The sequence below is a fragment of the Virgibacillus indicus genome (assembly GCF_002266285.1).
Taxonomy (GTDB): Bacteria; Bacillota; Bacilli; order Bacillales; family Amphibacillaceae; genus Virgibacillus_K; species Virgibacillus_K indicus.
The window spans coordinates 93,759-114,815 of record NZ_NPMS01000006.1 but is presented as its reverse complement, the minus strand read 5'-3'; the positions used below and the strand labels follow the sequence as shown (position 1 = coordinate 114,815).

Genomic DNA, 21,057 nt, shown 5'->3' with positions numbered 1-21,057 from the left:
GTAAAGCCTGAAAAATTCCATTAAGATGGCAAGCATGGATAAAACCATCTTCAGCAGTTCTATCCAGAATATTATTTTTGTTCTTCTGCCAGATCTCTAATATCCTGCAATAAATCCACTGCTTCCATTTCTTTTGCAGCTTCATCCTGAATAGGTTTAGCTATTTCGATAAATGGTTCACGGTCGATTTGATTTACTTCCGCTCCATCTTCTATAGCCTTTTCCTTATATTCCACTTCCTGTGAATTATTTGCTTCTCTTTCAGCTTTCACCGATTCTTCAGCAGCCTTTAAAATAATTTCCTGATGCTCTTTCGAGTAGGAATCAAATTTTTCTCCATTAATTAACAGAAATCTGGTTGTGTAATCATGTGCCGTTTCTGTTATATATTTACCGTTAGGCGTTGTATGATGGTTTTGCTGAACAAAGAATGGGTAAGCGTTTTCGGATGAATCAACAACATCCTGCTGCAATCCTTGATAAAGCTCTCCCCAAGAAATAGATGAAGGAATTGCACCGGCAGTTTTCCAGAAATCAGCGATTACTCCGGACGTCTGTGTTCTTAGAGACATACCCTTGAGATCATCGATTGACTCCAGTGGTTTTTTTCCATAATAATGTCTGACACCTGCTGTCCAATATCCCAAAAGCTTAAAGGAATTATCGGATTTTTCATTAATGATATCAGCCATTTTTTCGCCAACTTCTCCATCTACGGCTGACTCCCAGTGTTCATAGCTTGTAAAAATATAAGGAATTGAGAATAAATCTACTTCTTTTATTCCTGTCTGAGTCATAAATCCAGGAGATACTACCACAACGTCGGCTGCTTTAAGCTGAAGCTTCTCCACAAGCTGTGATTCCTCTGTGCCTATTGTTCCTGCATGCACTTCTACTTCAATGGAGCCATTTGATTCTTCTTCTGCCACTTCTTTAAATTTCAGCAATCCAGCCTGGTATGGACTGTCTGGTGAAGTTTGATTATGTGCTGCCACAATTTTTATTTTCCCGTCTTCTCCTTCTGTCCCGTCATTGCCACAGGCAGACAGCAGAACTGCAATAACCAATCCAAGTAAAATGTAAACGGTTTTAGTTTTTTTCATGTTGATTAACTCCCTTCTTTCCCTTTAATTTTCTAGGAATTTATTTCCTTCAACTTGGAAACATATTGCTTCGCTCTTTCGGTAAGCCGTTGATAATCTTCGTCTGTTTTCAGTTTGGCTGCATTGACTAGATTACTGCCGATTCCTACAGCCACACTACCCTTTGAGAGGTATTCATTCATATTTTCCAGTGTTATACCGCCAGTTACCATTGCCTGTACATGTGGAAGTGGTCCCAGAATATTTTTAATGTAATCAGGTCCAAATGCATCTGCAGGAAACACCTTAACCATCTCTGCTCCATGCTCATATGCTTTTAAAATTTCAGTCGGTGTTAAAACCCCTGGTATATTTAAAATTCCATAGCGATTTGTCAGCTTTAATGTCTCTGTGTTTAATGTTGGAGATACAATGAATTTAGCCCCTGCCATAATCACTGATCTTGCCGTTTCCGGATCCAGTACTGTACCTGCGCCAATGATAATCTCGGCATTCATATGATTAACTGCCGTTTCAATTACTCGTCCAACTTGGGGGGTTTCCGCAGTAATTTCAACAGCTTTTACCCCACCATCAGTAAGGCTCTTCAATATCGGCACAATATTCTTTTCATCTGCCTTGCGAATAACAGCAACTATTTTATTTTCCTTAATTGAATCAATAATCTTCACTTAAAAACCCTCCATTTATTCTAAATTGGCATGCTTTTTATTTAACTTTGAATGTTGTACTTCTGGCATTTGCTGCAGTAAATAAACGACTACCGCATCTAAAAGAAGATGTGCCGATTGATCGAATTGACTGCCAAGCGGCTGAATAGTATTGGGTTCTGATGCAAGCCGTTTCTTTGTTGCAGCTGGGATTCTTACTATACAATCACTGCCTTTTCCTATAACAGAATCAGGGTTTGTTGTGATTAGTGCTGCTTTTGCATCAGCTTCCTTCGCCTTTTTTGCATATTGTGTTAAAGAACCTGTTGAACCCGAACCGGAAATAATAATTAATAAATCGTTTGGTTCGATACTCGGTGTGATTGTCTCCCCGACTACATAAGTGGAATAGCCGCTATGCATTAGCCTCATTGCAAAGACTTTGCCAACTAGTCCAGAGCGTCCTGTTCCTGCAACAAAAATCCGATTGGCTGCCTGAATCTCTTCTGCTAGCTGAATAGTTTCATTTTCACTAGTTTGCTGCAGTACTTCTTTAATTTCATTGGCAATTGTGTTAATTATTTTTTCCATAGAATGTCGTCCTCCAATTGATAATTTCATATTCTTTCTTCCTACACAGAAGTTCGTTCAATTAACTTTGGTTCAAATCGGTATACTCTTGCTTCTTCCTGTACATTTTTGTTTCTTATGAGGTAAAGCAGTAATTCCGCTGCTTTCTTTCCCATTTCGAATGCCGGCTGCGCAATGGTAGTCAGTTCAGGATTATAAATACCGGCAAATGAGACATCATCGATTCCTATGAGTGCCAGATCATGTGGTATGTTAAACTGTTGCGCTTTTACAAACTGTAAAATTTCAACCAATACCCTATCATTAAGAGCCAAAAGAGCTGTTGGCGGGTTAGCCTGTTTAAAAAGCTGTTCCATCATTACTTGAATATCCGCAATCTCTCCACTTGCCAGATACTCTGGATAAAATGTCATCTGCTGTTTTTTTAGAGCTTTTTTAAATCCATCGACACGCTCTGTTCTTGGTGTAATATTTTTCACTATCGGTGGAGAAATCATGCCAATCCTCGTATAACCCTTTTTAACAAATGTACGTACCGCCAAATCTGATGCTTTCTCATTATCCAGTAAAACAGAGCTGACTGATATTCCGGGAACCATCCTGTCCATAAATACGATGGGATAATTTTGTTTAACCAGATCTTTATATAAATCCACATTACCACCTGTTGGAAAGACTATTATCCCATCCACCTGCTTGGCACGCAGCATATCAATATAACGTTTCTCTTTTGCAGGTTCATCATCTGCGTTGCAAACAATGACATGGAAATTAGATTCATTACAATAATCCTCGATTGCGCGGATAACCTGTGTAGAAAATACGTGTAAAATATTTGCAACGATAACACCGATGGTCATCGTAGACTTTTGTTTTAAGCTTCTTGCAACAATATTGGGGCTGTAACCCAATTCATCAATTGCTTGCTCTATTCGTTTTTTTGTCTTTTCTGCCATGTAATCATATCTTTGATTTAAAAACTGGGATACTGTGCTTTTTGATACCCCTGCTTGTTTGGCAACATCTGAAATCGTAACTGCTTTCATAATTCATTCTCCTAAGATTCTTAAATGAAATTTATACTAAACCGATTTACTAAACCGATTTAGTGATAGTATAAAATAACTGTAAGCGTTTTACAAGTCTTTTACTCAGTAATTTATTTCCAGTAGTGAAATAATTTGTTATAAAAACAGACGTGTCCAATATATTGCGATTGTTTTTTTATATAGTAATCACATTGAAAATTTCATATAGAATCAATTATAATAAGTAATATCATATTAATAGAAGGTGCTTAAATGAAATCAAAAGAACAGCATGAATCAAAACTGAAAAAAATGAACCCTGTTAAATTGATCAAAGGAAGCAAAAAACACTTTTCCGAAAAAAAGTACGTTGAAAAACTACTAAAATATGCAAGAAAAATAGGCATTAAAATATCCTACTATAGTTTATTGTTATTTTATACCTTTAAAAGTCCATCAACACCAAAATCAGCAAAACTAACGATTGCCGGTGCACTTGGCTATTTAATTTTGCCAATCGACCTCATACCGGATGCCCTGCCGGCAGTTGGATTCACAGATGACGCAGCAGTAATTATTTCAGCATTATATCAAGTAATTTCAAGTATAGACGATACCATGAAGCTGCAGGCACATAACCGAATGCAAAAACTATTTGGACAAGATTATGATACAGAGGAAATAGAAGATAAGTTTAAACCGGAATAATTTTTACAGGAAAGAAATCACACGCTTAAATGTCATGCGATTTCCGTGGAAGTCGCGCGAGCCATCCTTAAAGTTGCGCACTCCCCATTTCCAAGTGGTATTAAGCGACTTTTGAGAGTTCGCGCGACTTTAGATTAGTATCGCAAGACTTCTTGTCCGAATCGAGCTACTTTTGGGGAGAACTGCGAAGCTCTCCGGATTGACCCACCACGGTGTTACGATTTGTAACATATCCCTTAAGAAAGCTCTATCAAAATGAAAAAAATCGGGTAAACACCACCTGCGTGTTTACCCGATTTTCTAATATTAAGCTTTCACTTCTTCCCTCACATACTCCTCATTCTTCGTAAAGATAGTAAGACCAGTTATATTTTTACCGGAATTAGGGAAGAAAAAGCTGGCAATATATCCAAATCCGAATGATGTAAAGAACGACACCATACTTACAGCAAATGGGGTTAGATCAGTTTGCTGGATAAAGTATGAAGCAATTGCACTTAGGAATAGACCAATTAATACTCCTGGGGCATTTGCACGTTTCGTGAAAATACCGAGTGCAAAAATACCTGCGATTGGAACACCGAATAATCCGGTTATGGCCAGGAACAGATTCCAAGTTTCGGCCCGGTTTGTTGAAACTAGATACAATGCTGCAGCCAGTCCAAGGATACCTGCAATGATAATCACCCATCTTGCCAAAGCAACATCATTTGATTTCTCTTTACTGAAAAATCTTTGTTTAAAGTCTACTGTGATACAAGCTGAAATACTGTTCAGACTTGATGAGATCGTTGATTGACAAGCTGCAAAAATTGCTGCAATCAATAAGCCGGCAATTCCAACAGGCAATGAGGTTACAATAAAATATGGTACAATTGCGGAAGTGTTGAATCCTGCAGGAAGTGCTTCCACATTATTGTAATAGCTGTAAAGTACTGTTCCCATACCATAAAATATCGGAATTGTAATTAAAGCAAGAACCCCGTTTGTCCATAAAGATTTATTCGTTTCTTTGATGGAACCTGTTGTCTGATAACGCTGTACAACATCCTGACTTGCTGTGTATTGGTGCAGGTTATTGAAAATGGAACCGAGAAAGATAATTGGAATTGCTGCAGCTGCTGTTCCAAACTGGAAATTACTCGCTGTAATCAGCTTATCTTCATTTATTGCATCATTTATTACAGTTGAAAATCCGCCATCAACTGCGTAGATACCCAGTACCACAACTAGAATTGCCCCGCCAAGCAGAAGGATGCCCTGGATAACGTCACTCCATATAACACCTTCCATCCCACCTAAGAATGTGTAGATGATACATAAAGCTCCGACAGCCGCGGCAATCAATACTGGATTAATTTCTGAAACGGACGTAATCGCCAAAGTTGGCAAATAAATTACAATAGCTACACGGCCAATATGGAATAAGACAAATAATAAACTTCCGATTACCCTTAGCGATGGCCCAAATCTTTCCTCAAGATATTCATACGCTGTTGTTACATTCAATTTTCTGAAGAAAGGTATATAGAAATAAATCAATACAGGAATAATTGCGAATATTGCAAGGTTCCCTGCCGCATAGGACCAGTCTGTTAAAAATGCCTGCTCTGGTGTCGACATGAACGTAATTGCACTTAATGTTGTCGCATAGATACTGAACCCTGCCGCCCAAGCAGGAATCTTACCACTTGCTTTGAAAAATGCATCCGTGTTTTTCCCGGCCTTTTTCGTAAAATAAAGACCCACACCCAGCATCGCAATCAGATATACGATTAAAACAATCCAGTTTACTGCACCAAGACCTACTTTATCCATTATTTTTCCCCCTTGTTGATATAGATGTATAATTTAGATGCTATGGGACATGGGGACAGGTAAGTTGTCCCACCGTGGTGTTTTGGGGACAGAGGACCTGTCCCTGTGTCCCACGTCCAGCTCCAGCACGTTCGTTCCTGAATAGAAAATTATAAAATTTTTGACCTGTGGATAAATAAACAACCAAATCAGCCGCGTCCGGCTCCAGCGCCCAGCGACTATCGAACTTCCTTCACCTCCGTACGATAAGTCAACATCGACTCCCAACGGTCGCCGTGTTTCCTTTATCTCCTGCGGTTCAGTCCAGTTCGTACGTCGCTAAACGGGCACTTGCGCCTTTGTTCCTGAATCCGCTTAAAAAGTTATTATTCAAAAAATTAATGTCACCAGAGAAGCATGACAAATGCCTCTCTGATTTAATTATTACAAATTAAAATCTTCTACAAGTTTTTTCACAGCTTCTTGTTTTGCTGGATCAAACGAGCTCATTGGCTTCTTAACTGTTCCCGCATCAATGCCCTTCACTTTTAATACCTCTTTCAAAGTCTGGTATAATCCCAGCTCCAGAACCTTTTCAATAATATCATTCATAACATGCTGTACTTCATATGCTTTAGCAACTTCGTCTTTTTGTACAAGATCAAAAATTTGTTTTGCAAGTTTTCCATGAATGTTATAAGTGCTGCCAATCGCACCATCCACACCTGAAATCGCTCCATAGATCAGCATTTCATCAAAGCCAGAATAGATCAGTTTATCGGGATATTTCTTCCGCAAGCGCTCCAGCATAAAGAAATTACCGTCCGTATATTTAACACCAATTACTTTTTCGTTTTCAAAAAGCTGATCAAATTGCTCCAATGTCACGGATACACCTGTCAATGCAGGAATCGCATAAACAATCATGTTGTTGCCTGTTGCTTCTATAATTGCATCATAATAATTTTTAATCTCATCAAATGTAAATTTATAATAGAATGGCGTAACTGCAGAAAGACTATCATACCCTAGCTCTGTTGCGTACTTACCAAGCTCTATTGCTTCATCCAGATTGATAGAACCAACCTGTGCAATTAACTTAACTGCACCATTATTTTCTTCACTTGTTATCCGGAAAATTTCCTTCTTCTGCTCAGTTGTCAGCATAAAGTTTTCCCCGGAGCTTCCGTTTACATATAAGCCATCGAGCTGCTGTACATCAATATTATTTCTGATGATTTCGCGCAATCCCTGTTCTTTTACCTGTCCATTTTCATCATAGGGAACAAGCAAAGCTGAAAATAGACCCTTCATAGAAAATTCCTCCTTGATTCATATTGCGAAAATGTATCTGCAAAGTTATAATATTGTCAGACCAATTTTTATTTCTATTTCATCATAAAAGTGTTTTCAAAAAATGTCAACAATTTTTAGTAAGGGGTTTCATTCCAGTACGAAAATCTGTGTTATGATGAAGAAAAACAAGAGGGGCTCGACATGGGAATACAAAAGACTTCACTGGTGAATATTGTTATTGAACGGATAAAAGGTTTCATTTTGGAAAACAATTTAAAACCAAATGATAAATTTTTAACAGAAAAAGAACTTACAGAACAATTGAAGGTTAGCAGGACTGTTATAAGAGAAGCATTAATCTCGCTTCAGGCTGTGGGGATTTTAATGATCAAACCTGGTGGCGGCATCTACATTGCGGATACAAAGCTCGGATCGATTAATACAATTTTGAAACATCATTATGATACATATGGTGTCAAAATTAGAGAATTAATCGAAGTTCGAAAAGTCATCGAGCTTGGGGCTCTGAGACTGATCATTGAAAAGCGGGTTCCGCTGGACATCCAGCAGTTGAAGGAAGCAAATGAATCCTATTATCAAACCATTTTAAACAATCAGGACACGAAAAAATATGACCGCACCTTCCACCAATTGCTAATTAAAGCAACAGATAATGATACGTTTTACAATTTCAGCGAAATTATTCATGAGTATTTTGCCCTTGTAAAGATTGATTTAATTGAAAATCAGGAAGCACTTATAAAATCCTATAAGCAGCATGACGAAATAGTGGATGCCATTAAAGTTAAGGATTTGGAGCATGCGCAGAAAGTCATGACTGACCACTTTGAGCCAATTTTTACTTTTATTAAGCAGATGGAGGAAGAATCGTGAAGATGGACCCAATCCAGATGACAGAAAGAACATCGCTTAAAAAAACGGTCATCCAGGAAATCAAAAAATATATAATCGATCAGCAGTTAAAGGCTGGCGACAAACTTCCGACAGAGCGGAAATTCACCGAGATGTACGGTGTGAGCAGATCTGTCGTCAGAGAAGCTTTAAGCTATTTGGAAAATACAGGAGTTGTCACAACCACACAGGGTAAAGGCGCATTTATAAATGAATCAAATATCGAAAATCTCCTGAACAGCTTTTTCTTCCTCTGGCAGGTTAATGACGGAAAAATACAGGATATATTAAGTTTAAGAATTATTTTTGAGACAAGCGCCATGGAAGAAATTATTCGGCATAATTTAACGGATGAATTAACAGAATTAAAGCAGATGGTCGAGGACAGCAAAAACAGCAAATCACCAGAAGAGTTCAGGGAAGCAGATATTTCGTTCCATAAGCAGCTCCTGAAGGCAACCAAAAATCAGCTGTTTATTCAAATGACAAACATGATTACAAGCTATTTTTTCGAAACAGAATATATTAAAATGACAATGGAAGAATATAAAAAAGCAACAGCGGAACATGAAAAAATTGTGGAAGCACTGATTAATGGGAAGGCTGAACAGGCAAAGTCATTGCTCACCAGACACATTCAAAACACAAAAGTGTAGGAGGAACGCCATATGGGACATTATTTGTCAATTGATATTGGTGGTACATACATCAAATATGCCCTGATGGATGATCAGCATAGACTCGTTAATCATCAAAAAATGACAACACCTGAAAACATCGGGTATGCCATTTTTAAACAGATTGATGCAATAACAGAAGCTGCTGCTGATAACTATAAAATTGATGGAATCGGAATCAGCACCGCCGGAATTGTTGACAGGGAAAAAGGTGAAATAATTTATGCTGGCCCAACAATTAAAGATTATAAAGGTACAGCATTCAAAGCATGGCTGACTGAAAAATACAAACTGCCGGTTCATGTTGAGAATGATGTGAATGCTGCACTGCTGGGAGAAATTTGGAAAGGTGCTGCAAGGAATCAGGATAATGTTTTCTGCATCACACTTGGCACCGGTATTGGTGGTGCCTTTTATAATCAACTATTGATTGATGGCTTTCATCACCAGGCAAATTCTGTCGGCTATTTGTTGTACGACCCCGAAACCCGTACAAACTATGAACAACGCGCATCGACAACTGCATTAAATAAAATGATTGCAAATGAATTGGGAGAAAGCTTTTCAGCAAAAATTGTTTTTGAACGAGCGAAAAATGGAGACGAAACCTGTTTTTCCATCATTAAAGCCTGGACTATGGAAGTCGCAAAAGGATTGGCACAGATCATCTTACTGACAGACCCAAGGTGCATCCTGATTGGCGGCGGTGTTTCCGTACAAGGCGACTATCTCCTGGAACTGATCCAAAATCAACTCGAAACCTTTTTACCCAACAGCTTCCTGAAGACTGAGCTGAAAATCGCCGAATTATTCAATGATGCAGCATTATATGGTGCGGTGTATCCATTTTTTAATCGGGATATTAGTTGAAAGTTAGATAGTAGATTTTAGATTGGAGGACTAATCTGTTAGATGCTGTTCATAGTTTCTATAAAGTGCGACATAATTACTGTTTGCTATAAGTATTTGCTATAATCGCCGTTCGGGATCGCTGCGGGCGGATGCTTTCCGCGGGCACGGCCTCAGCCTCCTCGAGAAAACCACTCTGCGGGGTCTTCGGACTCGTGCTTTTCCCGCAGGAGTCACCGCCCTCCGCTCACCCGAACTGGTAAGGTGGTTCTATGCTTTATTGATTACTATTGCACTTTATCGGCAGTAAACTGAATACTAGCGGAGGAAATACACGCAGACTCCTGCTGGAAAGCGAACGATGAGACCCCACAGGGAGCGTACTTTGCGACCGAGGAGGCTCATCGCGAGCCCGAGGAAAGCGTATTGTATTTCCGCAGCGGTGGCTGAATTACCATTTAAAGTTATGTCGCAGTTTCCATCAACTGCGAACCAGATAGCACGATATTTATAAGTATGGTCCCATCTAAGAATTTTTATAAAATAAAAAGCAACCTAAATAGGAGGAAATAAAATATGCTCGAAAAAGTAAAAGGAAATTTGATTGTGTCTTGCCAGGCATTGCCAGATGAGCCGCTCCACAGTTCATACATTATGTCAAAAATGGCTTTAGCAGCAATGGAAGGTGGAGCAAAGGGCATTCGCGCCAATTCAAAAGAGGATATTATTGAGATAAAAAAAGCAGTTAATCTGCCAGTTGTTGGCATTGTAAAACGTGATTACGAAGACAGTCCTGTTTTTATTACTGCAACCCATAAAGAAATTGATGAACTGATTGATAGCGGATGCGAAATGATTGCACTCGATGCAACAACAAGAAAGCGTCCAGACAATATCGAACTTGCAGACCTAGTCAAGTACACACGAGAAAAAAATAGTGATATTCAGCTGATGGCAGACATTGCTACACTGGAAGATGCCGTTCAGGCGGAGCAGCTGGGATTTGACTGCATTTCCACCACTCTGCATGGCTATACCGAAGAAACAGAAGGAAAAAAGCTTTTCCATGATGACTTTAAATTTTTAAAGGATGTTCTGGAAAAAGTGAATATACCAGTAATCGCTGAAGGTAATGTAATTACACCGGAAATGTATAAACGCTGTATGGAACTTGGAGCATATTCCAGTGTCGTTGGCGGAGCGATTACAAGGCCGAGGGATATTACAAAGCGATTTGCAGGTATGATGGAATAAAGGAAAAGCTGCTAACAGCACGATTGCTGTCAGCAGCTTTTTTAGTTTTATGAATTTGGATATATTAGCAGAAATACTAATGAGAATATCCAGTCTTCCAGCCAAGATATCCGTTTTATCCAAGTCGCCTAAAGCACAAGTGCCAGACTCCCCTTAAGCCCAGCCTCCGAACCAAGCCCCGGAAGCACAATATAGTCATCAACATCTTCAATTACTTCATCTTTCTTTATATAGCCATTCAATAGCTTCGAAAATTGCTCTCTAACCTTATCGATTAAACCTGGATGATTTAAAACACCACCGCCGAAAATTATTTTCTCCGGGGAATATGTGAGGAGTGCGTTAATTGCAGTCTGAGCCAAATAATAAGCTTCCAGATCCCAGGCCGCTTTATCCTGTATGTCCACACCTGCTTTGCCCCATCTTTCTCGCATCGAAGTCCCCGAAGCCAGTCCCTCCAGACAATCACCGTGATATGGACAGCTTCCTTTAAAATCGTCATCCGGGTGGCGTTTCACAAACATATGGCCAGCTTCTGGATGCAATAGCCCATGCACCAGTTTGCCACGGACAACAGCTCCGGCTCCGATTCCTGTTCCTACCGTAAAATACACACAGGAATTCATACCCTTCGCTGCTCCCCATTTCATTTCAGCAAAAGCAGCTGCATTGACATCGGTATCAACCGCAATTAACATATCATCTGAAAAATTCTTCTTTATTTCATCAAGCAAAGGGAAGTACTTCCAGTCCGTTTTCGGTGTTTCCAGTATCGTACCATAGTCGGGCTGATCTTGGCTTACCTGGATCGGACCAAAGGAACCAACCCCCATCCGCTCAATCTGTTTTCCTTCAAAAAACTGAAAAACATCCTTCATCGTTTCTTTCGGTGTTCTTGTAGGGATACTTATTTTTTCAAAAATCTCACCATGTTCATTGCCAATCCCACAAACAAATTTTGTACCCCCAGCTTCAATTGCGCCAATAATCATCCATTCTTCCCCCTAAGTATGTGAAACCACTAATTGCCCATTTCCAGAGATTTCATATTCCTTCAGTCCATGAGGCAAAATAAAATGGCTTCCTTTCGTTGCTTGAAATGTCTTGTCCCCAACTGTTATTTGGACACTTCCTTCAGTCACACTTACTTGTAAAAAGTCATGATCCATTGTACGGCTCACCCTGCCATTCAAATCCCAATGATACACCGTAAAATAGTTTTCCTCTACCAGCTTTTTAATTTTCAAATCCCCAGCAAGTTCTTCACTTTGTTCACTTTCTGCTTGACGGTGCGGTACTGTCGTTACCTCTTTCGCTCTCTCTAAATGTAATTCTCTTGTATTTCCAGCTGCATCCTTTCGATCATAATCATACACACGATAAGTAATATCCGAGCTTTGCTGTGTTTCCAGGATAACAATGCCTTTTCCAATTGCATGAATGGTACCACTTGGAACATAAACAAAATCTCCGGCCTGTACCTTTTTATACTGAAGTAACTGATCCCATTCACCGTTATCCATCATGCTCTCCAATTCCTCGCGGGACTTCGCATGATGACCTAACACTAGCTGTGCTCCGGGCTCTGCCTGCAGCACATACCAGCATTCTGTTTTTCCATATGGCTGTCCCTCGACCTCACGGGCAAACTGATCATCTGGATGCACCTGAACAGACAAATCATCATCTGCATCCAGTATTTTCACAAGCAATGGATACTCCTCTTTATTTTCAGGTGATTTATTAAATAATTCACCGTGCTTCTCCCATGCATCCGCCAATGTTTGGCCAGCGAGCGGGCCATTTACAATTTCGCTCTGACCATTCGGATGTGCAGAAATTACCCAGGCCTCACCAGTTTTATCCGATGGAATATCATAGCCATATTCCGTCCGGAGCTTCTCACCGCCCCAAATTCGTTCCTGAAGTACAGGCTTTAAGAAAATTGGTTCATTATACATCTGTCAAACCTCCATAATGTTGTGTGAAATAAGCAGTTATTGATCATCAGCCTTTAAATTCAAGCATTTTTTGTTTCAATTCGTCCTCCATACCAATTAATTCCTGTTCAGCCTGGTTGCGTTTCTCTCTGCCCTCTGTTTGAATTCTTAGTGTTTCTTCTATAGTGGAAACTAAATGTTCCTGCGTTTTCTTCAATGTGTCAATATCCACAAGTCCCCGCTCATTCTCTTTTACAGTTTCAATTGTATTGGATTTCAGCATCTCTGCATTTTTCAGCAATAGATCATTAGTCGTTTTGGATACTTGTTTTTGTGCTTCAACAGCATTGCGCTGGCGCAGCAAGGTTAATGCAATTGCAACCTGATTTTTCCATAACGGGATGGCTGTTAGAATAGAAGCTTGAATTTTTTCAACCAAGGCTTGATTTGTATTTTGAATAAGCCGTATTTGCGGCGCACTTTGCATGGTTATTTGCCGGCTTAATTTTAAATCATGCATTCGCTTGTCAAGCCGCTCCGCAAATTGCAGCATGTCATTTACTTCCTGGTAAACCATTTGATTTTGACTTGCTTCCGCTTTATCTTTTAGCTCTGGAATCGTCTTTGTTTCCAGCTCCTGAAGCTTAACTTCACCAGCAGCAATATAAATATTCAAGGCATCAAAATAATCTCTGTTTTTATCAAACATCTGATCAAGCATGCCATTATCTGTAATTAACGCATCTTTGCTGCGCTCCAGCTTCACACTGACCCGATCAATTTGTGCACCAGTTTTCTGGTATTTGGAGAGGATTTCATTTACAGAGCTCGAAATTCTGCCGAACATCCGTGAAAATATCCCACGTTTCTCAGGCTGCAGCTCTTCTGGATTTACTTGCTCCAGTTTTTTCATAAGATTTTTTAAAATATCACCAATTTCACCAACATCCTTATTTTGAACATGGTCAAGCATGGAATGGGAAAAATTCAATAGTTTGGACTGTGCTTCTGTTCCGTAAGCTGTAATCGACTGGGAATCACTTGGATCGATTTGATCTGCCAGGTGGATTGCCTTTTGTCTGCTTTCTTCCGGCAAGATGTCGATCACTTTTTGGGGCTTGTCCTTTTGTGGCTCAGAATCATTCAATGATGCATCGATTTCCGTCTTGCCAAAGGGGTTTGATAGTAAATCATCAATTTCTTCAGAACGGTTGAATTCATTTTGTTCCTTCATTCAGGGCACTCCTTTCATTCTTTGTTCTGTTTAGCGAGTGCTTAGCCACATCGAGCTCAAAATGCAATGTGTCCATATCACCCTTCAACATGTGATGTAAATCTTTTTTCACCGTACTCCCTACCGTTCGGATTGTCTGTTCAGTTTCCAGTAACGATGTTGTCATCTCCCATGACTTTGCAGGCTGTGAGGCTAGGTACACATGTTTTTCCGTTAATTCGACAAGGGAATCCAAATGGTTATAATAAAATGCTTCAGCCTGATAAAAGCGCTTCGGTTCCTTTTTTGTGTTCGAGTAAATTTTTCGAACGGTACGGATAATTTCTATGTTTTGTTTTGCATGATCAAGCGTTTTTACCTTCATCAATGCTTTTTGCAGACGGGATATTTTATCCTTCGCTTCTTTCAGGTTGTCCCTGATATATTTATATTCCCTTCTGCTGAGGCCATACTTTTTCAGGTTGCGGATATATGTGATTTGCTTTATTGAAATATAAATTACTGTCCCGCCACCCAACGCATATAAACCAGAAAGAAGGAACGTTTGGCTAAAAGCAAAAAAAGCAAGCAGCCATGTCAGTACAGCAGTCGAGGAGGCCGCAGACAGCCGCAGCATAAATTGAAAAAATCCTTTCATATCTTCCAGCTCCTATTTAAAATATCCTAATTAAAGTGGGTCATTTTTATGAGGTATCTTCTATTCTTACGACAAACTTAGTCAAAAGGTTTCATCTATATGGCAGAAAGCACGTATAGCATCTCTGTGCTTCCTTTGATTATATGTTATAATTCGGGGTGTTGTCGAATGAATTGCTAGTTGAGAATAGATTAAGAATTGCGAGGTTTTCCTATGGAGCATTTTCCATTATATATGACTCATGATTTAACTGAAATACCGAGCTATCCACTCCCAAGCGGGTATCAATTTCGTTTTTTTGGTGCTGAAGATGATGATAATAAATGGGCTAGAATCGTTACAGCAACAGGTGAATTTTCTAAAGAAACAAAAGCCCTCAAGCGGTTCAATCAGGAATTTCTGCCATATTTAGAAGCTGTTAGGAAGCGGATAGTTTTTCTAGAAACAACTTCTGGTAAAACTGTGGGAACTGCGGCTGCTTGGTTTGGTGAATGCAATAATGGGACAATCGGCCGTCTGCACTGGATCGAAATCCTGCCCGAGTTTCAGGGTAAAGGACTAGGCAGACCACTAATTACAGAGGCAATGAAACTGCTCGCACTTTACCATACTCAAGCCTATTTAAAAACACAAACAACAAGCCGTGCTGCCATCCATTTATATAAAAAATTAGGATTTAAACCAGTGATTAGTAAGGATGCCGATCGGAAATTCTGGAAACAATTTGAAACATAGTTAAAAATTAGTAATCACAGCCTTTCGTATAATTTCTTTTTCAATTCTAATAGTGGTAACTATATTTACTGAAACTTACAAATTAGCAGTCCCTCTTTATCATTTTTTATTTACTTCACCTTCTAATTTTGCAATCCTCTCCCCCATTCTTTTATTCTCTTTTTTCACTTTCTCAAGTTCAATATATGCTAGTATCGCTAAAGAAGCCGCGCACAAAGCTAAAATCCAGGACATTATATCATCCACCTCCCAAAAACACTTATGTAATTCTTCTGCACCATCGGCTCAATAACTACCTACTTCAACACTAACATAATATTCCGGAAATAATAGTGGTATTTTTTTAAGTGAAAAGACGATCATTGCTGATCGTCTTGTTTAACTCCTGAACACCATGAAGCCAGGCAGCGAGCTGTATTTATTATCCCTTATTGCCTTCCGTAACTCCTCAAGATCAAGTTTCTTCATTTTAAATGTTACTTGGTTAACACGCGCAACTTGTTCTATTAGTTACGATTATAACCCTGTAAAATCTATAGAATCAGCAATTTTAATTATTTCATCCTTTCCAATACCATGAGTGGTTATTGTAAAGAAATGATTGTCAATTACAATATGAAGGGAACTATAGTAAGAAGAAGTGTCGCCTTCTAAAAGCAGATAGGATGGAAACCCATTAATTTCAATTTCCTCTAGTTTTTCATCTTTATACATCACATTTTTAATCTTCTCAGTAACAGTTTCCGTATCTTCGTTAATTTCCTCCTGAACATAGTTAAAAAATAATTCTTTTGTTTCGACATACTTAACTTCCGCTGTAACGTTTCCATCTGGATGTACAAGTTTTATAAACTGAGGGCTGTTAGACGCCTCGGATGGAATATGTGCCGGAAGACGAAGATCTAATTCCTTTAAAAGTTCTTCTTCAGTTACTTGTGATTTATTTAGTTTTGGTATTTCTTTATTTTCATTTTTATTTTCATTTTTCTCCTCATGATTATCTGCTTCACCTGTAATAAGGCTATTATTTGTTTGATTGCCAGGTGTATTTGCTGTTCCATCCCCATTATTATAAATCATGCTGTCTGATAAAAAGTTATAGCCAAATAATAATAAAGCAATCATTACTCCTATACTGGACATATATTTAAAACTATTAAATAGTCTGGATTTGTTCTTTTCTCTATCTATAGTTAACATAACCTTACTTTGGATTTTACTTTTTCTTTCCTGATTCCACACGATATCCCTGTCTAATTGTTCTAATGCTTTGTCAAAATAGGATCTATCATTAAATTGATCTCCCATTCAAAAACCCCTCCTTAACAAGCTGATTTTCCAAAGCAGGCAATGCCCTATATAGGGTTGTTTTAACCTTGCCCTCTGACCAATTTAAGATATCACTCGTTTCTTTGATACTGAAGCCTTTTATTTTTCTGAGAATGATTACTTCCCGGTAAGGTCGTTTAAGGCTGCTTAATGCTTTATACAATTCTTTTGAGTTTTCTTTTACCTCTACAATGTCTTCAGGCAACGGATCAGAATCTTTATGTATCAGAATAAAATCCTTGAGAAGTTTTATAGGTTTATGTTTTCTTATAGCGTCTACAGTGATATTCCGTGCAATGCTAAACAGCCATGTCCTGGGTTTTGCCTTCCCTTCAAACGAACAATAATTTTTGTAAGCTTTTATAAACGTTTCATGTGTTAAATCTTCCGCTTGCTGATAATCATGAACCATCATAAATATAAATTTAAATATTGAATTACTGTAATGATAGTACCATTCTTCAACATCTTTTTTTATGCTGTCAGACAAAACAACTCAGCCCCCCCTTTGCTATTTAAAACTCATTAGTTAGACGTATATAACATTAAAAAGTCACAGGTTTTATTTCAAACTTTAAATTAAACGAAATAGGAGCTGCCATAACGACAACTCCTATACTTATTATACAGGTTTTCTGCACTCATACTTTTAATTTTTATCGTATTTTCGCAAGTTCTTTTAGTCCCCAACGGTATCTTCCCAGGATTTTTAACAGTGATGTAATAATATCAAGTGATTACTCAGCTATCTTGTGTGATTGCTGAAAATAGAAAAGTTTAAAAGAACTGCACTCTATAATTGAACAAAGAATTATGTATTATTTCATTTCAAGATCGAATAATAATTTTGAGGTGCTAACATGTACATGTTTCGAAGTTGTTTACTTGTTATTCTTAGTTTATTAATGGTACTTGGTGCTATAACTCCAATGTCAAATGTGGAAGCATCTGTTACCACAAAAAATTCAGAAAAGGAAAAGGAAAATGAAGAATTAAAAGAAATTATAAAGAAACTTAGACTCCGAATAAAGACACTGGAGCCTCCCGAACCTGTAGATATTCAAGACCCGCCATGGAGAGAGTTATCTTTCCCGGCAGAATTAGAACCCATTTCAGATATAATTCATAACGGTGCAAATATTCCTTTCGATCTAATAGTGAATAAACCTGATTATGAAAGACCTGCCTACGAAGAACATTGGCACAGTTTAGGTGGTGGAAGATGGAGTTATGTTCCTGATAGGATACATTATGCACTTCACCGTTTGTTTACTAACTATGACATTGGACTTTCTTCCTGGTATGACTTTGAACATAATATTGGTTTTTCCATTCCAATGTTCCAGGATGAAGAAGCACTCAATTTGTATATTGTTACTTTTCAAACGGAAGTGACCGATGTATATACAACCGGAAACCAAGTTGTAGTTGCCGGTAATCCAAAAAGAAATGGCGTACAGGTAATTACAATCACCACAGCAGATATAAAACCTTCTGATACAGAAGAAAATATACTTATTCAATTGTCGACCCGGGATGGGCATGAAATGGATTATTCTATTATTTCGTATGTTCCACCAGATTTTTGGGCGAAACAAAATGAAAAGTTAAAGGAACGTGAACGTTAAAGATGCGTTGAGTCTCTGTTTATGCAGAGATTTTTAATTACTAACTCCCAGCTAATTGCAATACAATTTTAAAAATAAAAAACAGTTACTAAGCAGCAAAAAAGTGCTAAAACCATCGAGTCTTAGCACTTTTTTAATATATTTCGTTTTCCCCGCATAATCAAAAATAATTTAAATTATTTTCCCCTTTTTAAGCCACGTTTTAAGAATTAATTGAGGGACACCCAATAATATCTACTGCACTGTATCCAGCAATTTATAAGCTTCTTCTTTTGTTTTCACATTCAGCAGCTGCTCTCTGAATGTCTGGTCCATCAGTTTGCGGGAAAGCATTTGCAGGATTTTCAAATGTGCATCTCCTGCTGCTGCTTCTGGTACAGCGATCATAAAAATTAGCTTGGCATCCGTGCCGTCAACACTCATCCAGTCAACTCCATCCTGCTTCATTCCAAATGCAACTGTTGGACGTTTCACAGCATTTGATTTGCCATGCGGGATGGCTATATTCATTCCAAGCCCTGTTGTACTTTCATTTTCTCTTGCAAATATAGCTTCCTTATATTCTTCCGGTGAATGCAACACGCCAGCTGCATCCATTTTTCGAATCAGTTCATCAATGACGTCGTCCCTTGTATTTCCTGCCAGTTCTGTTTCGATTAAATCAACATTCGTTATATCAGTCAGTTTGTTGATTTCCACTTCTTCTGTCTTGGATTCTTCCTGCTCTATTACTGGAGTGACTTCATTTTCCTCCGTTTCATCACCATTCATACCATCGGCAACTGGATCCAGCATTTCTGCTTCAACATCTTTTTTCAAGAGATTAATCATAAGCGCAGTCACGATAACACCAACAATCGCAGCAATAAAGAACATCAGCACATTATCTACCGCTCCCAGCACTGCAACAATTGGGCCACCATGTGCGACGCGGTCACCGACATTCCCAATCATAGCGATGACTGAACCTGTCATAGAACCGACCACGATACTTGGAATAACACGGAGCGGATCCTGTGCAGCAAATGGAATCGCACCTTCTGTAATCCCAAACAGTCCCATAGTAAATGAAGCTTTTCCAGCCTCACGCTCAGCAGGCTGATATTTTTTCTTGTTTAAAAATGTCGCAAGTCCCATTCCAAGCGGTGGAATACAGATCGCAACCGCAATCGGCCCCATAATCTCGTAGTTTCCTTCTGCAATCATGGCCGCACCAAACAGGAATGCCACCTTATTGAATGGACCACCCATATCCACGGCAATCATCCCGCCAAGTATGATGGCAAGTAAGATGGAGCTTGCTCCCTGCATACTCTGCAGCCAATCAGTCAATGATTCAAAGACCGCTGAAACCGGTCCACCTACCACATAGATAAATAATAATCCCACAATCAATGTAGCTATAATCGGAATAAAGATAATTGGCATAACCGGCTGAACTGCTTTTGGCACTTTAATTTTCTTGATTGCCAACGTCACATAACCAGCTAGAAAACCAGCGATAATTCCACCGATAAAACCTGCACCAGCTTCACTTCCATAAAAACTTCCCGTTGCAGCAATATATCCACCAATTAAACCAGGAGCAAGTCCAGGACGGTCAGCAATACTCACCGCGATAAAACCGGCTAGAATCGGTACCATAAAGCTAAAAGATGCTGCTCCGATACTGTTAATTTTACTCCAGAATGAATCTTCCGGAATGACAATACCTCCAGGAGTCTGCTCTCCACCAAGTGTCAAGGCGATTGCGATTAGCAATCCACCTACAACGATGAATGGGATCATATAAGAGACCCCGCTCATCAAATGCTTATAAATCGGATTTTCTTTTTCCTTCTTCTTATTCTTTATTTCTTCGGCTGATTTCAAACCAGCTTTATAGACAGGAACATCCCCAGTTTTAATACGATTGATCAGTTCCTCCGGGCGTCTGATTCCATCTTGGACACCCGTGACAAGCAGCTTCTTTCCAGCAAATCTTTCCCTGGATACTTCCTTATCACTGGCAATAATAATACCATCAGCTTCTTCAATATCCTTATCCGTCAAAGCATTTTCCACACCGATTGAGCCTTGTGTTTCAACCTTTATGTCAATGCCCATCTCAACTCCAGCTTTTTGCAGGTTTTCGGCAGCCATATATGTATGCGCAATGCCGACCGGACAAGCTGTAACCGCTAATACTTTCATCATTTGTCCTCCTTTTTTAGAGAATGTCATCCTTTAGTATATACCCCATTTTTATCTTTACTAATTAGTTTAAGGAACATTAGAAAATGTGGGTTTTGACATTGCAATAATAACCATTTTAAAAACGACCCCTATAAAATGGAACCTATCATCGAATAATTTGATGTTTAGACAATCGAAAAATAAGGTATAGCTGTAATAATGCAGAAAACAGCAGTTTGGAGGCATCATCCAATGAAAAAGCTAAATGCACATGAAGCCAGTTTAATAAAAGAGATCATTGATGAAAATAATGCAACTTTTGAAATGGAAAACCAGCTCTACAATGTCTCCATGATCAAAGCATCGATGAAGAAACTGCCAAAAGAAGCATGCACAAAAAAACAGCAAAGGTTTGAACAGACGAAACAAAACATCTTAAATGGCGAAAGTTTTTCTATCGATGAGGTCGTTGAAATGATGGACTGCGGAGCATTATAAAAATACGTTTAAGTTA

22 protein-coding genes are annotated in these 21,057 nt (G+C 38.8%); 8 read left to right on the top strand and 14 right to left on the bottom strand.

What is annotated here, in order from left to right; translation table 11 throughout:
• Positions 1 to 71: 71 nt before the first annotated feature.
• The 4 genes from CIL03_RS13250 to CIL03_RS13235 are packed head-to-tail and all read right to left on the bottom strand — an operon-like array spanning position 72 to position 3,390.
• Positions 72 to 1,103 carry a TRAP transporter substrate-binding protein gene (locus CIL03_RS13250; protein WP_094886348.1) on the bottom strand — a complete coding sequence of 344 codons (1,032 nt, stop codon included), beginning with the start codon at positions 1,101 to 1,103 and terminating at the stop codon, positions 72 to 74.
• Positions 1,104 to 1,135: 32 nt separating this feature from the next.
• Positions 1,136 to 1,774 carry a bifunctional 4-hydroxy-2-oxoglutarate aldolase/2-dehydro-3-deoxy-phosphogluconate aldolase gene (locus tag CIL03_RS13245; protein WP_094886347.1) on the bottom strand — a complete coding sequence of 213 codons (639 nt, stop codon included), beginning with the start codon at positions 1,772 to 1,774 and terminating at the stop codon, positions 1,136 to 1,138.
• Between the two features lie 15 nt (positions 1,775 to 1,789).
• On the bottom strand, positions 1,790 to 2,344 hold the full coding sequence (gene hxlB, locus CIL03_RS13240; RefSeq protein WP_094886463.1) for a 6-phospho-3-hexuloisomerase: 555 nt from the start codon (positions 2,342 to 2,344) through the stop codon (positions 1,790 to 1,792).
• 41 nt (positions 2,345 to 2,385) lie between these two features.
• On the bottom strand, positions 2,386 to 3,390 hold the full coding sequence (locus CIL03_RS13235) for a LacI family DNA-binding transcriptional regulator (RefSeq protein WP_165767960.1): 1,005 nt from the start codon (positions 3,388 to 3,390) through the stop codon (positions 2,386 to 2,388).
• A gap of 255 nt (positions 3,391 to 3,645) precedes the next feature.
• On the opposite strand from CIL03_RS13235, the gene CIL03_RS13230 reads away from it, so the two are divergent.
• On the top strand, positions 3,646 to 4,080 hold the full coding sequence (locus CIL03_RS13230) for a YkvA family protein (protein ID WP_094886345.1): 435 nt from the start codon (positions 3,646 to 3,648) through the stop codon (positions 4,078 to 4,080).
• Positions 4,081 to 4,386: 306 nt separating this feature from the next.
• Here CIL03_RS13230 and CIL03_RS13225 read toward each other — a convergent pair whose 3' ends face one another.
• Both CIL03_RS13225 and CIL03_RS13220 read right to left on the bottom strand, forming a co-directional pair.
• Complete coding sequence (locus CIL03_RS13225) at positions 4,387 to 5,898, bottom strand: sodium:solute symporter family protein (RefSeq protein WP_094886344.1); 1,512 nt, start codon at positions 5,896 to 5,898, stop codon at positions 4,387 to 4,389.
• A 423-nt stretch (positions 5,899 to 6,321) separates the two neighbouring features.
• On the bottom strand, positions 6,322 to 7,191 hold the full coding sequence (locus CIL03_RS13220; RefSeq protein WP_094886343.1) for an N-acetylneuraminate lyase: 870 nt from the start codon (positions 7,189 to 7,191) through the stop codon (positions 6,322 to 6,324).
• 183 nt (positions 7,192 to 7,374) lie between these two features.
• On the opposite strand from CIL03_RS13220, the gene CIL03_RS13215 reads away from it, so the two are divergent.
• From CIL03_RS13215 to CIL03_RS13200, 4 genes are all read left to right on the top strand, one after another.
• On the top strand, positions 7,375 to 8,067 hold the full coding sequence (locus CIL03_RS13215; RefSeq protein ID WP_094886342.1) for a FadR/GntR family transcriptional regulator: 693 nt from the start codon (positions 7,375 to 7,377) through the stop codon (positions 8,065 to 8,067).
• 2 nt (positions 8,068 to 8,069) lie between these two features.
• Positions 8,070 to 8,741, top strand: a complete 672-nt coding sequence (locus CIL03_RS13210) for a FadR/GntR family transcriptional regulator (RefSeq protein WP_094886462.1) — start codon at positions 8,070 to 8,072, stop codon at positions 8,739 to 8,741.
• A gap of 12 nt (positions 8,742 to 8,753) precedes the next feature.
• Positions 8,754 to 9,632 (top strand): ROK family protein, encoded by an 879-nt coding sequence (locus CIL03_RS13205; RefSeq protein WP_094886341.1) that lies wholly within the window; start codon positions 8,754 to 8,756, stop codon positions 9,630 to 9,632.
• A 555-nt stretch (positions 9,633 to 10,187) separates the two neighbouring features.
• Positions 10,188 to 10,865: an N-acetylmannosamine-6-phosphate 2-epimerase gene (locus CIL03_RS13200; protein ID WP_094886340.1), complete on the top strand. Its 678-nt coding sequence runs from the start codon at positions 10,188 to 10,190 to the stop codon at positions 10,863 to 10,865.
• Between the two features lie 128 nt (positions 10,866 to 10,993).
• Here the strand turns inward: CIL03_RS13200 and CIL03_RS13195 are convergent, their stop codons facing one another.
• Genes CIL03_RS13195 through CIL03_RS13180 form a run of 4 tightly spaced genes read right to left on the bottom strand, consistent with a single transcriptional unit; the run spans position 10,994 to position 14,676 of the window.
• Complete coding sequence (locus tag CIL03_RS13195; protein ID WP_094886339.1) at positions 10,994 to 11,857, bottom strand: ROK family protein; 864 nt, start codon at positions 11,855 to 11,857, stop codon at positions 10,994 to 10,996.
• Between the two features lie 12 nt (positions 11,858 to 11,869).
• On the bottom strand, positions 11,870 to 12,826 hold the full coding sequence (gene manA / locus CIL03_RS13190; protein ID WP_094886338.1) for a mannose-6-phosphate isomerase, class I: 957 nt from the start codon (positions 12,824 to 12,826) through the stop codon (positions 11,870 to 11,872).
• Positions 12,827 to 12,872: 46 nt separating this feature from the next.
• Positions 12,873 to 14,039: a toxic anion resistance protein gene (locus tag CIL03_RS13185; RefSeq protein WP_094886337.1), complete on the bottom strand. Its 1,167-nt coding sequence runs from the start codon at positions 14,037 to 14,039 to the stop codon at positions 12,873 to 12,875.
• Positions 14,023 to 14,676 (bottom strand): 5-bromo-4-chloroindolyl phosphate hydrolysis family protein, encoded by a 654-nt coding sequence (locus tag CIL03_RS13180; protein ID WP_094886336.1) that lies wholly within the window; start codon positions 14,674 to 14,676, stop codon positions 14,023 to 14,025. The genes CIL03_RS13185 and CIL03_RS13180 overlap by 17 nt, the downstream gene beginning before the upstream one ends.
• Before the next feature lie 213 nt (positions 14,677 to 14,889).
• Between CIL03_RS13180 and CIL03_RS13175 the strand changes: the two genes are divergently transcribed.
• Complete coding sequence (locus CIL03_RS13175; RefSeq protein ID WP_094886335.1) at positions 14,890 to 15,411, top strand: GNAT family N-acetyltransferase; 522 nt, start codon at positions 14,890 to 14,892, stop codon at positions 15,409 to 15,411.
• Between the two features lie 99 nt (positions 15,412 to 15,510).
• On the opposite strand, the gene CIL03_RS20270 is transcribed toward CIL03_RS13175, so the two are convergent.
• The 3 genes from CIL03_RS20270 to CIL03_RS13165 form a co-directional block, all read right to left on the bottom strand.
• Entirely contained in the window at positions 15,511 to 15,645 is a 135-nt protein-coding gene (locus CIL03_RS20270) for a hypothetical protein (RefSeq protein WP_276282951.1), read from the bottom strand.
• A gap of 282 nt (positions 15,646 to 15,927) precedes the next feature.
• Positions 15,928 to 16,719 carry a DUF4367 domain-containing protein gene (locus tag CIL03_RS13170; protein ID WP_094886334.1) on the bottom strand — a complete coding sequence of 264 codons (792 nt, stop codon included), beginning with the start codon at positions 16,717 to 16,719 and terminating at the stop codon, positions 15,928 to 15,930.
• Positions 16,703 to 17,230, bottom strand: a complete 528-nt coding sequence (locus tag CIL03_RS13165; RefSeq protein WP_094886333.1) for an RNA polymerase sigma factor — start codon at positions 17,228 to 17,230, stop codon at positions 16,703 to 16,705. The genes CIL03_RS13170 and CIL03_RS13165 overlap by 17 nt, the downstream gene beginning before the upstream one ends.
• A gap of 376 nt (positions 17,231 to 17,606) precedes the next feature.
• Here CIL03_RS13165 and CIL03_RS13160 point away from each other — a divergent pair, with 376 nt between their 5' ends.
• Complete coding sequence (locus CIL03_RS13160; protein WP_133087834.1) at positions 17,607 to 18,368, top strand: hypothetical protein; 762 nt, start codon at positions 17,607 to 17,609, stop codon at positions 18,366 to 18,368.
• Positions 18,369 to 18,602: 234 nt separating this feature from the next.
• Here the strand turns inward: CIL03_RS13160 and CIL03_RS13155 are convergent, their stop codons facing one another.
• A complete protein-coding gene (locus CIL03_RS13155; RefSeq protein ID WP_094886331.1) occupies positions 18,603 to 20,561 on the bottom strand; it encodes a PTS fructose transporter subunit IIABC in 1,959 nt (652 codons plus the stop codon).
• 234 nt (positions 20,562 to 20,795) lie between these two features.
• Here CIL03_RS13155 and CIL03_RS13150 point away from each other — a divergent pair, with 234 nt between their 5' ends.
• On the top strand, positions 20,796 to 21,041 hold the full coding sequence (locus CIL03_RS13150; protein ID WP_094886330.1) for a hypothetical protein: 246 nt from the start codon (positions 20,796 to 20,798) through the stop codon (positions 21,039 to 21,041).
• Positions 21,042 to 21,057: the final 16 nt, after the last annotated feature.

What these genes read in the sequence shown, in the direction of transcription:
- CIL03_RS20270 (WP_276282951.1), bottom strand. Translation starts at nt 15,645, where the DNA reads ATGTCCTGGATTTTAGCTTTGTGCGCGGCTTCTTTAGCGATACTAGCA.
- CIL03_RS13180 (WP_094886336.1), bottom strand. Translation starts at nt 14,676, where the DNA reads ATGAAAGGATTTTTTCAATTTATGCTGCGGCTGTCTGCGGCCTCCTCG.
- CIL03_RS13215 (WP_094886342.1), top strand. Translation starts at nt 7,375, where the DNA reads ATGGGAATACAAAAGACTTCACTGGTGAATATTGTTATTGAACGGATA.
- CIL03_RS13160 (WP_133087834.1), top strand. Translation starts at nt 17,607, where the DNA reads ATGTTTCGAAGTTGTTTACTTGTTATTCTTAGTTTATTAATGGTACTT.
- manA (WP_094886338.1), bottom strand. Translation starts at nt 12,826, where the DNA reads ATGTATAATGAACCAATTTTCTTAAAGCCTGTACTTCAGGAACGAATT.
- CIL03_RS13170 (WP_094886334.1), bottom strand. Translation starts at nt 16,719, where the DNA reads ATGGGAGATCAATTTAATGATAGATCCTATTTTGACAAAGCATTAGAA.
- CIL03_RS13235 (WP_165767960.1), bottom strand. Translation starts at nt 3,390, where the DNA reads ATGAAAGCAGTTACGATTTCAGATGTTGCCAAACAAGCAGGGGTATCA.
- CIL03_RS13205 (WP_094886341.1), top strand. Translation starts at nt 8,754, where the DNA reads ATGGGACATTATTTGTCAATTGATATTGGTGGTACATACATCAAATAT.
- CIL03_RS13210 (WP_094886462.1), top strand. Translation starts at nt 8,070, where the DNA reads ATGGACCCAATCCAGATGACAGAAAGAACATCGCTTAAAAAAACGGTC.
- CIL03_RS13200 (WP_094886340.1), top strand. Translation starts at nt 10,188, where the DNA reads ATGCTCGAAAAAGTAAAAGGAAATTTGATTGTGTCTTGCCAGGCATTG.
- CIL03_RS13150 (WP_094886330.1), top strand. Translation starts at nt 20,796, where the DNA reads ATGAAAAAGCTAAATGCACATGAAGCCAGTTTAATAAAAGAGATCATT.
- CIL03_RS13175 (WP_094886335.1), top strand. Translation starts at nt 14,890, where the DNA reads ATGGAGCATTTTCCATTATATATGACTCATGATTTAACTGAAATACCG.
- CIL03_RS13250 (WP_094886348.1), bottom strand. Translation starts at nt 1,103, where the DNA reads ATGAAAAAAACTAAAACCGTTTACATTTTACTTGGATTGGTTATTGCA.
- CIL03_RS13155 (WP_094886331.1), bottom strand. Translation starts at nt 20,561, where the DNA reads ATGAAAGTATTAGCGGTTACAGCTTGTCCGGTCGGCATTGCGCATACA.
- CIL03_RS13185 (WP_094886337.1), bottom strand. Translation starts at nt 14,039, where the DNA reads ATGAAGGAACAAAATGAATTCAACCGTTCTGAAGAAATTGATGATTTA.
- CIL03_RS13220 (WP_094886343.1), bottom strand. Translation starts at nt 7,191, where the DNA reads ATGAAGGGTCTATTTTCAGCTTTGCTTGTTCCCTATGATGAAAATGGA.
- CIL03_RS13230 (WP_094886345.1), top strand. Translation starts at nt 3,646, where the DNA reads ATGAAATCAAAAGAACAGCATGAATCAAAACTGAAAAAAATGAACCCT.
- CIL03_RS13225 (WP_094886344.1), bottom strand. Translation starts at nt 5,898, where the DNA reads ATGGATAAAGTAGGTCTTGGTGCAGTAAACTGGATTGTTTTAATCGTA.
- CIL03_RS13195 (WP_094886339.1), bottom strand. Translation starts at nt 11,857, where the DNA reads ATGATTATTGGCGCAATTGAAGCTGGGGGTACAAAATTTGTTTGTGGG.
- hxlB (WP_094886463.1), bottom strand. Translation starts at nt 2,344, where the DNA reads ATGGAAAAAATAATTAACACAATTGCCAATGAAATTAAAGAAGTACTG.